Below are 11,963 nucleotides of genomic sequence, written 5' to 3'. Positions count from 1 at the left end.
TTATGTATAGATAAAATTATTGCTTATAGTGCCAGAATTTGGATGCGATACACAAATTTAACCTCTCCCAAAACCCATCTCATACAAGGATAAAGGCTTTCTCAAGTTCCTGGTTTTGAAATTTAAATACAGATAAACACTGATAAATTATCTGCGTTTATTTGTGGTAATTACTCTAAAAACTTGCTCTTCAGGTTTGCACGGAAAATTCTTCTGGATCGATGTCCCAATTGATCCAGCGAATCGCTACACGAGCCGATGTAATATCCGGTGGAACTCGTATAGCATGGATGAAACTTGTGCTAGGACAGGTCATTTTCAGCAAATGAATTGGCTCTTTTTGAGGAGCATCATCATCAAAATCATCAGGCTCGAAACCATCAATATCAGCATCAAGTTTTAGCAAAGTGTATTCTTGCCAAGAATCTAATTCAGTTGCTTGTAATTCTTGACAGATTCGTGCATAGCCAATCCCCTGAATTAATACTCGACGCAGTTCCGCGTTGTCTTCTTCTAAAAGCCATTGCGCTTGCCATTGATGGGGATGCAGTTTGCCATATTTTTCAGGTAGTTTCACACCGTGATAGTAATATCCCGTATGCCATCCATCGGCAAACTGAATCGCGGGTTCACCTTCGGCGTGGAGGCGATCTTCGTTGTCGAGCAAGAGTTTAGTAGGGCGATCGCATACAATACAAACCTTCTCAAACGGGAAAATTAAACCACAATGCTCGAAAAGCTGGTTCAGACAGTCAAATGCTTCCCGTGTCTTTTGGTCGAGAGTGACACCTAACGAAGAAACATAAAATTCAGTTGCGTAGATTTGCTTAAAAAGCTCGGTGGGGGTTACTGGGTAAATATCATCTGCATCAAAAGAGCTGGAATCAGCTCCTAGAAGTTCTGGAGAGTTATTAATTAATTCATCCAGCTCCCACCATGCTTCTTTATCTCCTGCTGTCGGCTCTAGTGCTATGTGATCTGACGCTATTGTATTTTGAATATGCTTCCACAGCGCTTGACACGGAAGTCCTTCCAAAATTCCCTGGAGCGGCTTTGATAGTGACTCTCCCCACACGATAAGGGATTTCAGCTTCCCAAATGTTTGTTCTTCTTGTGTATTGTCTAGTTTGAGCAAGTTGAATAGTTGAGTACACCCTGCGTATGGACTCCGGAAAAAAAGAACTTCTGGTTCTTCTTTGCCAATCGTTGCATAGGCAGATATGATAGCATTTTTGGCTTTTTGAAAGTCGATCGGCTTCGTTAACAAAGTGCGCCACTTCTGTTGAAGCGAGCGCAACAAACTTCGATTGGAAATTGGATTGACTTGAAGATACAGTTGGGTGAGGTTGATTAACCCAGAAAGCGGACTCAAGTCGGTAATTTGATTGCCACCGAGATACAGTTGGGTGAGGTTGATTAACCCAGAAAGCCCACTCAAGCCGGTAATTTGATTGTTGTAGAGATACAGTTGGGTGAGGTTGGTTAACTCAGAAAGCCAACTCAAGTCATTAATTTGATTGGTGTGGAGATTCAGGTGGCTGAGGTTGATTAACCCAGAAAGCCCACTCAAGTCCGTAATTCTATTGCTATTGAGATTCAGATTGGTGAGGCTGATTAACTCAGTCAGGGGACTTAAGCTTGTAACTTGATTGACATAAAGGTACAGGCGGGTGAGGTTGGTCAACCCAGAAAGCGGACTTAAATCAGTAATTCTATTATTACTAAAATTTATCAGGGCAAGATTGCTTAACCCAGAAATCGGACTTAAGTCAGTAATTCTATTATTACTAAGACTTAGGTAGGCGAGATTGCTTAATTCAGCAAGCGGACTTAAGTCGTTAATTTTATTATCACTGAGATTTAGTTGAGTAAGGTTAGTTAACCTAGACAGGGGTCTCAAGTCAGTAATTTGAGTTTTATTTAAATACAAGAGAGTGAGGTTGATCAAGCCAGAAAGCGGATTCAAGTCACTGATTTGATTGTTGTAGAGATTCAGTTGGGTGAGGTTGATTAACCCAGAAAGTGGACTCAAGTCGCTAATTTGATTGCGACTGATATCCAGCTTAGTGTAGTTTGAAAGTATCCGATCAGCTTCATAGCAGTCAGAAGTGCCAGCTTTATGCAACAGCACCTCAACCGTATGCCTTGCTGCTGGAGAGAGGCTATCTTTGTGCAAACACCAGTCAGCAAAGCTGTTAAAAGTTGTGGTTTTTATTTGCTGTGGTTCAGACATTTATCACCTCTTAACTGAGATTTGTGTTTCTTAGTTATGTATCAGTAACCAGCAACTCTTTAAGATTGCCAGCCTTTTTCAGCTTGTTCTAACACGTAAGCAGAAACAGCTTGGATTTCTTGTTCGCTTAAGCGGTCTTTGTATGCCGACATATTGTTTTTGCCGTTGGCGACGATGGATGCGATCGCATCCGTTGAATCATATCCATTTCGTTTTAAAGCTTTTAGTTGCAGATTTTTTCCCCGTCTAATAATATTGCTGCCATTGATATGACAACCAGCACATTCGACGCTGAAAATTTTCGCACCATTAGCTGTATCTGCCGCTAAAGCATTTGGAATAAATGCAATGGTCAGCATTATTACGATCAGCATTGCGATTTTCACTAACTTATTCAACATTATTCCCCTAATCTTTAGCTAAATTAAACTACTTTTAATTATCCGTGCTTTCTCCATCAGATGATTCACTATCTTCCATCGCTTCCTGAAGAAATAGCATTGCCAATCTGTTGTATGTGCCAGCACCAATAAACTGCGGGTAAGTGTGAGAACGGCTATATACCCATACCACATCTTCACCATCAAGAATTCGGATATCTTGAAACAAACTTTTGCATTTTGGTTGAAGAGACTTAGCAGTATTCAATGCGTCCGTCCATCTTTCAAACTCTTGGGAGAATCCAGGGGTTATTACTCTAAACATAACTTTCTGCTGCTTGGCTTTCTTAGTTTGTCATTTCTCAAAGTGACTCAAAGGAAGCCGAAAATCCCCCCAGGCTTAAACTCTCGTCTTGGAAGGCTTCCGCGTCCCCCACGTCTTCAACGTGGTATTCCATGAAACGCTTGCCATCGGGCATTTTTTTGGAAGAAATACAAGTATTTTGATACTTGTCTGCGATCGCTTTAAATTCATTTCCATGTCTTTTCCAGTCATCGCCTGAACAGGTGACGGTTAGCAGCCACATAATTTAATCTCCATTAATATTGTTCTGATTGCAGTACACCCTGTAGATGTGGAAGGGTATTTTACTGTTGAGGTGCAATTACTTTGGCGCTGTTAGTGGAGTTATCCCAGACAATCCAAGCCAACTTATTGTCTAAATTATCTGAACTATTTGTGACCTTAAAATATATCTTTTCTCCGTTCCTAGGTTCAACCGCAAAGTCGGCTTTTTCAGCGTAGACTACTTTAAAGCCTTTGTCTCTAAGACAATACATTGCCCACGCTTTTAGCGAGTGTTTTTCTGCCTCAAATTTTATCGGAGGCTTGGTAAATATTTCCTCGATTACCTTAAATAGCTGCTGCACTGGTTTAACTCCCATCAGGCACTTTTCTTATCATCAGCGACAAAGGTAAGACTTTCAAGCTTAAATTTATTCTGGATCGCAGCGGATCTCGACGAGAAACCCATCTGGATCGTAGAAGTAAATGCCTCGTCCGGTAGGGCGACTAACCGGGCCATGATCGATCTGCACTTGATTTTGCTTTAGCACTTCGACGGCGCGGTCGAACAATTGCGGATCGATGTCAAAGGCAAGGTGATTGGCGCGGGTAAAGGCGCGATGGGGGTTTTCGTCTGGCGGTGACAGTTCCGGTTCCCAAAACAGATCGAGGACGGTGCCATCTGGGGTGACGAAGTTGGTCACTTTTCCATCTGTCACAAGCGATCGCAATGTTGCGGGAACTTCTTCGCCTGTCAGTTCGTGTAAACCAAGTATAGCTCCGTAGAAGTGACGGGAAGCTTGCATATCTTGAACGTTCAAGGCTATGTGGTGTACCCGACGCAGATTACCTGGGGTAAGAGCAATATTCTGAGATTGAGGGCTAGAAAGCATGGTAGTAATCGCAACCTTTCATTACTTAAGATAGAAGCTAGAGTTTTATCTTTAATTCTATTATTTTAAATTAAAAATTAATTATGCAGTTTGATTATTCTCTAGATTTTAAAAATATCAATTTTCGCTGCTCCCCTGAACTTTATCGAGTTGGCAAGGGGGAACAGGGAGTGCTTTTGGTGGAGCCATACAAATCTGAAATCCTTCCCCATTGGCGTTTTAAAACTCCGGATATAGCTAGGGAGTCTAGCGAAAAAATCTACCAAATGTTTCTGGATTATCTGGAGCAGGATGATTTTATTGGGGCGGATATGGCGCGGAAGTTTTTACAAATGGGTTATACGCGATCGCGTCGCTATGCCAATCATAAAAGCGGTAAAAAATATAAGTCAAATCCTCAAAAAGAAGATTCTAAAGAAGCCCAGCTTGAAGCCAGAAAAGATATTTTACCAAACGAAGTAGACCCGGTGAAAGCTGAATCTGCGGCAATATTCAAAGAAAAATGGCTGCAAGCCAAGACAAATGAGAAGTATTTACAGCTTTTAGCAAAGCATAAACAGATGTACGAGCAAGGATGAAATAAAAATAAACCCCAGCGAATAGAATTCGCAACCGCACCAACCAAGTCCGCCTGCGCGGATAGAGACTCGTGTCTCTACAAATAGATTTAACACCTGTGTATGCAGGTTTTTTTGCTTAGAGGGTAATTCTAGTTTCCCCAAGGTAAAAGTTAATCCTTTATGTCAGTTCAAATATTGACACACAATCAACCGAACTTTTTCGGAAACGTTTTCTACATTGGTGTAGTACACAATTAGTTTAGCAACAACAATCAAAATGCGTATTCATCGTCAATCAATGCTATTTGTCAGCTTATCTCTGACAACCTTGGGAACAATTACTTCTGCTAATCACGTCATAGCTTTATCCCAATCTTCCGCGTCAAGCCAAACAGTCACAACATCACAGAACATCCTAGCCCAATCAACGCAACTTTCCCCTAAGTGTGTCTACGACACTAGAAAAACAGTGCAAACTGTGAAAAGTCAAAAGGGGAGAGTGACTCTGATTGCTAACAATTATGTAATTGTTACTGAAGGCGTTAATGGAACAAGATTTGTTACTTGCAATCTTCCCGATGCTTTCAAAACAGAGGGAAAAGCAATCGTATTCAGCGGTGAAGTAAAAGAAATCTATCCTAATGAACGTTTGGTGGCTACACCGTTTAAAATTACAGCGATCGCATCCAGCACCCCAACCCCAACGCCAACTCAGTCTATTCAAAGCTTACCCAATGGTGACTACAGATTTTGTAGCAAGTCGCCTTCAGCGGACACAGGTAACGGAGATACAGGCTATTGTTATGTATTCAATAAAAGAGGAAATCGCCTAGTCGGAGACTTTTACGATTCCAGGTCTTTGGGCGAAGTAAGCGCCTGTGTTAGTGGTACGCTCAACAATAAAACTGTTCGCGGCGAATCTGTAGAATTGGTAGGAGATATTGGGAACCGCAATATCCCGCCAAATTCACGAGGAAATAGACTGGTTAATTGGGATAGCCAAGGTTATTTGAAAGTTGCGAGAGCCACTCAAATTGGCAGGAATGCTACCACCGGGAGTAGAAAAATTCGCTATCGCGATGCTGTACTCAAATTAGATGGTTTTTATCGCTATAGCCAATCAGCAAAAGGCGCACCTACCAACTGTATTAACCGCTAATATAGGTTACTTGTAAAAGTAAGCGATTGAGAATGCGATCTCTGTAGGTTGAAACTTACAACAAAACCCTACCATTTTAAGCAATGGTAGGGTTTTGTTGGTTCAACCCCACCTAAACTTTTATTTTTTGATAAACAAAAAGGAGGTACCGCAGCACAGGTAGCCTCCTTTTTATTTACTTAATCTGGTCAGCAGCGATCGCTTATCCTTGAGGTGGTAGCAAAACCATATCAACGACATGGATAACGCCATTGTCAGCTTCGATATCCGGTGTCACAACCATCGCAGCATTTACCTTGACTCCGCTAGAAGCATCAATGGTGAGGTCTGAACCTTGAACGGTTGTAGCTTTATCCAGATTGACCACATCAGAAGACATCACTTTGCCTGGGACAACGTGATAGGTCAGAATTTTGGTCAGTTCAGGAATATTCGCCAGCAGAGAATCTACTGTTCCGGCGGGAAGCTTGGCGAATGCCGCATCGGTTGGTGCGAAGACTGTGAACGGCCCGGGCCCCTTGAGGGTGTCTACTAAGCCCGCAGCCTGGACAGCAGCTACTAGGGTCTTGAAATTTCCAGCGCTAACGGCGGTATCTACAATGTCAGCCATTTGTTGCACCTAATCTCTAAAAACGTTTCTTTAACAAATGTAAAGGACTTTTAAGTTTTATGATGTCGTCCAAATTACATTGAACCAAAACTCGCTCCCCTCCACAGGACAAGGTTGTGAGTCGAATAAGTATGTCCTTAGAGAGAAGACAATAGCTGACAATTGTTGTTTTTGTTACACTAGCGCTGGCATAAGTATGCTATCAATGACGTGGATAACGCCGTTGTCGGCGAGGATATCTGTTTGGAGAACCTTAGCATCATTGACTTTGAAGCCACCGTCGATTTTATCAATTCCGACAATGCCGCCCTCAACTGTTTCAGCGGAATCTAGTTCAACCAAGTTGTCGGTTCTGACATCGCCAAACAGGACGTGATAAGTCAGAATTTTCTTGAGTTTGGGGATGTCTTCCATCCAAGAAGTGATGGTGTCAGAGGGAATCTTGGCAAAAGCTTCATCGGTGGGTGCGAAGATGGTGAAGGGGCCAGGACTTTTGAGAATATCTAATAAACCAGCAGCTTCAACAGCACTCAGCAGGGTTGTGAAAGATTCGGCGTTGGCGGCAGTTTCTAGAAGGTCAGCCATGTGTTTTGATGATTTCTAAGTATGTATCCTGTTTAGGGATACAGGTTAGAAGAGCAAGAGCGCATCTTTCTGGAGTTGCAAGTGAGATTAAATTGGTAGCGATTGCAACTACAACCGCATCCTAGAAGGGTGGAACCGCGTAAATTTTGTTTGTTTGTCGCGATTTTATACCGCTTTTCAGTTGGGTGGAATATATCGCGGTTGTTTTGTTTTCGCCACGTTGGTAGGGACATGGCAATGCCATGTCCCTAGAGATGTATCGCACCCGATGGAGAATTGCTTTAGTAGTCGGCGCAATAACTCAACTACTCGAACGAATACCGCGCTGCTGGAGTTGCTGAATAAAGAAGTCTTCCAGGGAGGGACGAGAGAGGTTCATGGCAATTAGCTGGGCGTTCATGATGCGGAGGCTAGCGAGAAACTCTTGGGGTTCGCCTTTTAAATGACCGTACCAACCGTCATGGTCAAATTCTAGATCGGGTATCCAGCGTTTGAGTATATCCAGGTTGCCGCCTTTGCCTTTGACATGGTAGGCTTCGGCTGTACCGAGGAGGTCGTTGAGGGAACCGCCGCAAATTAATTCGCCTTGGGCAAGGATGGCGACGCGATCGCATATTTGCTCGACTTCCGCCAAAATGTGACTATTGAAGAAAATTGTCTTGCCTTGCTCTTTGAGAGATAGAATAATCTCTCGCATCTGGTAACGCCCCATCGGGTCGAGTCCAGACATCGGCTCATCTAAAAATACCAGTTCTGGGTCGTTGATTAATGCCTGAGCCATGCCAACTCGTTGTAGCATCCCTTTAGAATACTGACGCATCTGCTTTTTCCGGGCGGAGGCTTGGGCTAAACCAACTAAGTCTAGCAGTTGGGGGATGCGCTGACGTTGGACTGAGGCGGGGATTTGAAATAACCCGGCGGCAAACTGCAAAAACTCCCAACCTGTGAGAAAATCGTAAAAATAGGCGTTTTCTGGGAGATACCCGATGCGCTGCTTAACGATGCGATCGCCTACAGGTTTTCCCAACAAGAATCCCCGCCCAGAAGTCGGGCGCACAATGCCCAGCAGCGTCTTCAACAGGGTAGTTTTTCCGGCACCATTTGGCCCTAGCAAGCCAAAAGTTTCTCCCTGATACACTGTCAGAGTGCAGCTTTTCAAAGATTCAATTTTTTGATTCATCCAGAAGCCAGTGCGATAGACTTTTCGCAGTTGAGAAGTTTGCACCACTGGTTCGCGGTTGACAGTAACGAGTTCCCCTGGTTTATCGACAACAGTATCCATATCTATATCAACGACATATCGTAGCTGTGGCAACTAAGTAGATTAATTCCCTATTTTGCCTGGTTTCATATCAGTTAAGAATAGTGTATGAAGTTAATAATATTTCGAGGTAACTTATGGATCGTTCAAAAATAGTTGCAATTGTCGCCGGGGCGATTTCTATAACTCTAGCTCTTGCCTACCTGCTGCTGGTACAGTTGCTAGACTTCCGGCGGGAGATGATACCTGCACCTGTAAGTATACTGCCGCAAGCAGTGCAAGTTGCCCTACCAGTCGATTTGGTTGTAGAAATCTCGTTTACACCGTCTCTACAACCGGAAGGCAATGTCTAATCGCAGTTATGGCATCCTGGGAACGGGTGCCTTGGGCGGGTATTACGGTGCTAAACTGCAACGTGCGGGGCTGGATGTGCATTTTTTGCTGCACAGCGATTATGAACACGTTTGTCAGCATGGTTTAGTTGTGGAGTCTCCAGACGGGGATTTTACCCTGCCTCGTGTAAATGCTTACCAAGATGCTGCTAAGATGCCACCTTGTGATGTGGTAGCGATCGCTCTCAAAACTACCCAAAATCATCTTTTACCTCAGATGCTACACTCTGTTGTCAAAGATGATGGCGTTGTCTTGGTTTTGCAAAATGGTCTGGGTGTTGAGGCGGAAGTTGCCGAAATTGTCGGTTCGCAACGTGTTATCGGCGGGTTGTGCTTTCTCTGCTCTAATAAGGTAGGCGCAGGACATATCCACCACCTTGACTATGGCGAGATTAAGCTTGGCGAATATACGCCCGATTATAGTCCCGGCGGGATAACTGGGCGAATGCGTCAGATTGCCAATGACTTTGAGAATGCTGGTATCCCTATCCAACTCGCTGAAGATTTGCTGCTGGCGCGTTGGCAGAAACTGGTGTGGAATATTCCTTACAACGGTCTTTCTGTGGTTCTCAATGCTACCACAGACGAGTTGATGGCGGATAGTCACACCTGCACTTTAGTTAAGCAACTGATGGATGAAGTCGTGGCGGGTGCTAAAGCGTGCGATCGCATTATCCCAGATAGCTTTGTGCAAAAGATGCTCGATTACACTCTAAAGATGAAGCCGTACCGCACCAGCATGAAAATAGACTACGACGAAAAGCGACAGATGGAAGTAGAAACAATGTTTGGCAACCCGCTGAGAATTGCTAAAGCTGCGGGTGGTAATTTATCGCAAATCACTATGCTTTACCAGCAGCTAAAGTTTTTGGATGCTAGAAATCGTCACAATTAGAGATTTTCTTGAGCAGACAGATTTCCATTATTTAATGTTACATTATTTTCCGAATAAAACAAGTATTAAATAATACTTAATCATGAAAAAACACCCCTTGGAAAATCCAATTTTTACAGTCCAAAATGTTCTGTCAAAAGCAGAATGTGCCGAGTATATCACCCTGAGCGAGAACATTGGCTATACTCCTGCTGGTCTCACTGTAGGACAGGATGAATACCTAATGGCTCCATCAATCCGAAATAACGATCGCGTGATTTTGGATAATGAAGAGCTTGCAGCAAGTTTGTGGTGTCGTGTGGAAACTTATGTTCCCAGGATCGATAACTGGTGTGCAATTGGGCTTAATGAGCGCTTGCGATTCTACCGATACGATCCGGGTCAGCGCTTTGCACCGCATCACGATGGTGGTTATTGGCGAACAAACGGCGATCATAGCCGATTGACTTTTATGATTTATCTAAACGAAGACTTTGAGGGAGGTGAAACTCGGTTTTTCTCACCCTACGTCTCTATAGTTCCAAAAATGGGTATGGTGTTGTTCTTTATCCATGAACTAAAACACGAAGGCGCACCCGTCATTCAGGGTCGGAAGTATGTACTGCGATCGGATGTGATGTATACGTATTACGATAATCTTCAAGCTGTGTAGCAAAAGCACAATATACTAAGAACTTCACCCCCTAGCCGCTTCTCCTAGACGAGGAAAGGGAGACTATAAACCTCTTGTACGTAGTCGATAATTATCCGGATTCATCTATGTTCATCTGTGGTTAAATATCCTAGTTTAGGATTTCTGCAAGAAGTCTAATATAAAAGATAAAGTTGTTTATGGATGTCCCTTTATTATCAATGACCCTGCTCGTCAAGTTCTTGTTGGGGTGTATTTTTCGGTGAGGCTTCTGTCAAAGGTTTGACAACGCGAGCGATCGCTTCTTGTACAAACGCCTTCACAAACTCATCTTTGCGATTGAGTTGAAACTGTCGCTGCACAACTTCGGTAATGCCGCCGTCACCCCAATCTTGATCGTGGCGGAAGTATTCAATAAAACTTTTACCAGCAATGCGGGTGAGGTAAGCTGCGGTAATGCCTTGAATTGCTTTTCCAATCGGATAGGCGGCGACACTCAGTTGCAATACCCTGGAGAGCAATTCTATTGCTCCTTGAACTATTCCCAAACTTGCCAAAGTTTTCCCCAGAGAAAGCGCTAATTCGCGCCCGCGATCCATATTCAGTTCGCAACCGTAAATTTTGCCAATTTCTACCACCATTTGGGCATTTACGGCAGCAGTTGCCAACAAATCTACCACTGGCAAGGGAGTAACGGCGATGACACCCGCACCAATCCACTGATAACGTTCTACTATTTTGTCGGCTTGTCGGCGGCGCTGGGTATCAAGTAGTCGTCGCGCTTCTTCTCCCAGTCGCTGAGATTGCAGTAATATGTTGTCTGCCACCAAGTCTTCACCTTCGGCGCGGAGAACGATTGCCATGCGGCGGATTAAGGGCATGACATCGGGTTCGGGTTGGAAGGTTTCGCCGGTTTCCAATTTTGCTGGTTGAGGATTGGCAGAAATGGCGACTACATCAGATGTGGAGATAAATCCGCGCACTCTTTCTCGGAGACGAGCGAGTATGGTTTCTTTGTCGGTTTCTGTGTAAAGATCGGTTTTGTTGAGGATAAGAAGCGATCGCTTGCCAATTTCCGCTAAAGTTCGCAGCGGTTGATATTCCGATTGTCGCAAGTCATTATCTACCACAAACAGCAATAAATCGGCTTCCGTTGCCAATTGTCGCGCCAGTTGTTCTCGTTGCGTTCCCGCCACACCTGCTTCTAAAATTCCTGGCGTATCCGTGACCAGAATTTCCCGATTTAATCCTTTCAACTTGAGAACGTAAGTTTCCCCTACCTCTGTTGTACCCATTGGCGCGTCTACTCTGCCCACCATGCGACCAATTAAGGCATTTACCAGAGAAGTTTTACCAGCGGAACCCGTACCAAAGACGACTACCAACAGTTCCCCACGAGACAAGTTTGCCTCAATTTCGCGCGATCGCTCTAGTAAAGCCTGCTTAGATACCTCATCCTGAATTTGCGCTACTTGCTGGCGTACAGCTTTAAGAGTTTCCTCAGCTGCTTCCGTCTTCGCTTCCGGAACTTTCGGAAGTCTGCGGCGTGATGAGCGTTTTGGCTGCCCAAACAAATTTACGTAATATATAAATGCGCCAATTATCGCCCCCAACAACACAATCACCAACAATAACAGCAGATTCGCCAGCAGGGGGGCTGTGAAGGAGATTTGAATATAAAGCCGATATAGAGAGTTTATCAGCCACAGCATTAGCCCCAGGATTAAACTGAGGCCAACTAATAGCGTTAATAAGCGCGACAAAGGCATGAAGAAGTTTGGTAATTTACTTTAAATTTT

15 protein-coding genes are annotated in these 11,963 nt (G+C 43.9%); 5 read left to right on the top strand and 10 right to left on the bottom strand.

Annotated elements, in window-relative coordinates; translation table 11 throughout:
• Positions 1–190: 190 nt before the first annotated feature.
• The 6 genes from H6F66_RS24655 to H6F66_RS24630 form a co-directional block, all read right to left on the bottom strand.
• Positions 191–2,233 carry a leucine-rich repeat domain-containing protein gene (locus H6F66_RS24655; RefSeq protein WP_190427000.1) on the bottom strand — a complete coding sequence of 681 codons (2,043 nt, stop codon included), beginning with the start codon at positions 2,231–2,233 and terminating at the stop codon, positions 191–193.
• A gap of 59 nt (positions 2,234–2,292) precedes the next feature.
• Positions 2,293–2,634, bottom strand: coding sequence for a cytochrome c6 PetJ (petJ, locus tag H6F66_RS24650; RefSeq protein ID WP_190426998.1), 342 nt, complete (start codon positions 2,632–2,634; stop codon positions 2,293–2,295).
• 34 nt (positions 2,635–2,668) lie between these two features.
• A complete protein-coding gene (locus tag H6F66_RS24645) occupies positions 2,669–2,938 on the bottom strand; it encodes a hypothetical protein (protein WP_190426994.1) in 270 nt (89 codons plus the stop codon).
• Between the two features lie 37 nt (positions 2,939–2,975).
• A complete protein-coding gene (locus tag H6F66_RS24640; RefSeq protein WP_190426991.1) occupies positions 2,976–3,200 on the bottom strand; it encodes a hypothetical protein in 225 nt (74 codons plus the stop codon).
• A 61-nt stretch (positions 3,201–3,261) separates the two neighbouring features.
• Positions 3,262–3,558: a hypothetical protein gene (locus H6F66_RS24635; protein ID WP_190426989.1), complete on the bottom strand. Its 297-nt coding sequence runs from the start codon at positions 3,556–3,558 to the stop codon at positions 3,262–3,264.
• Between the two features lie 51 nt (positions 3,559–3,609).
• Complete coding sequence (locus tag H6F66_RS24630) at positions 3,610–4,071, bottom strand: VOC family protein (RefSeq protein ID WP_190426986.1); 462 nt, start codon at positions 4,069–4,071, stop codon at positions 3,610–3,612.
• Positions 4,072–4,154: 83 nt separating this feature from the next.
• Between H6F66_RS24630 and H6F66_RS24625 the strand changes: the two genes are divergently transcribed.
• Positions 4,155–4,649 carry a DUF4385 domain-containing protein gene (locus H6F66_RS24625; protein WP_190426983.1) on the top strand — a complete coding sequence of 165 codons (495 nt, stop codon included), beginning with the start codon at positions 4,155–4,157 and terminating at the stop codon, positions 4,647–4,649.
• 259 nt (positions 4,650–4,908) lie between these two features.
• On the top strand, positions 4,909–5,790 hold the full coding sequence (locus H6F66_RS24620) for a hypothetical protein (protein WP_190426980.1): 882 nt from the start codon (positions 4,909–4,911) through the stop codon (positions 5,788–5,790).
• Between the two features lie 202 nt (positions 5,791–5,992).
• Here H6F66_RS24620 and H6F66_RS24615 read toward each other — a convergent pair whose 3' ends face one another.
• The 3 genes from H6F66_RS24615 to H6F66_RS24605 form a co-directional block, all read right to left on the bottom strand.
• Entirely contained in the window at positions 5,993–6,400 is a 408-nt protein-coding gene (locus H6F66_RS24615; RefSeq protein ID WP_190426978.1) for a fasciclin domain-containing protein, read from the bottom strand.
• Positions 6,401–6,574: 174 nt separating this feature from the next.
• Entirely contained in the window at positions 6,575–6,985 is a 411-nt protein-coding gene (locus tag H6F66_RS24610; RefSeq protein WP_190426976.1) for a fasciclin domain-containing protein, read from the bottom strand.
• 301 nt (positions 6,986–7,286) lie between these two features.
• The gene (locus H6F66_RS24605) at positions 7,287–8,267 is read right to left on the bottom strand and encodes an ABC transporter ATP-binding protein (protein ID WP_190427103.1); all 981 of its coding nucleotides are present in this window, start codon (positions 8,265–8,267) and stop codon (positions 7,287–7,289) included.
• A gap of 116 nt (positions 8,268–8,383) precedes the next feature.
• Here H6F66_RS24605 and H6F66_RS28620 point away from each other — a divergent pair, with 116 nt between their 5' ends.
• The 3 genes from H6F66_RS28620 (at position 8,384) to H6F66_RS24590 (ending at position 10,185) form a co-directional block, all read left to right on the top strand.
• Positions 8,384–8,599: a hypothetical protein gene (locus tag H6F66_RS28620; protein ID WP_190426974.1), complete on the top strand. Its 216-nt coding sequence runs from the start codon at positions 8,384–8,386 to the stop codon at positions 8,597–8,599.
• The gene (locus tag H6F66_RS24595) at positions 8,592–9,533 is read left to right on the top strand and encodes a putative 2-dehydropantoate 2-reductase (protein ID WP_190426972.1); all 942 of its coding nucleotides are present in this window, start codon (positions 8,592–8,594) and stop codon (positions 9,531–9,533) included. Before H6F66_RS28620 ends, H6F66_RS24595 begins: the two co-directional genes overlap by 8 nt.
• An 82-nt stretch (positions 9,534–9,615) precedes the next feature.
• Complete coding sequence (locus H6F66_RS24590) at positions 9,616–10,185, top strand: 2OG-Fe(II) oxygenase (protein ID WP_190426969.1); 570 nt, start codon at positions 9,616–9,618, stop codon at positions 10,183–10,185.
• Between the two features lie 197 nt (positions 10,186–10,382).
• Here H6F66_RS24590 and H6F66_RS24585 read toward each other — a convergent pair whose 3' ends face one another.
• Complete coding sequence (locus tag H6F66_RS24585) at positions 10,383–11,933, bottom strand: GTP-binding protein (protein WP_190426967.1); 1,551 nt, start codon at positions 11,931–11,933, stop codon at positions 10,383–10,385.
• Between the last annotated feature and the right edge of the window lie 30 nt (positions 11,934–11,963).

The organism is Trichocoleus sp. FACHB-6 (assembly GCF_014695815.1).
In the GTDB taxonomy this organism is placed as follows: domain Bacteria; phylum Cyanobacteriota; class Cyanobacteriia; order Cyanobacteriales; family FACHB-T130; genus Funiculus; species Funiculus sociatus.
This window is presented reverse-complemented; position numbering and strand designations above follow the sequence as displayed.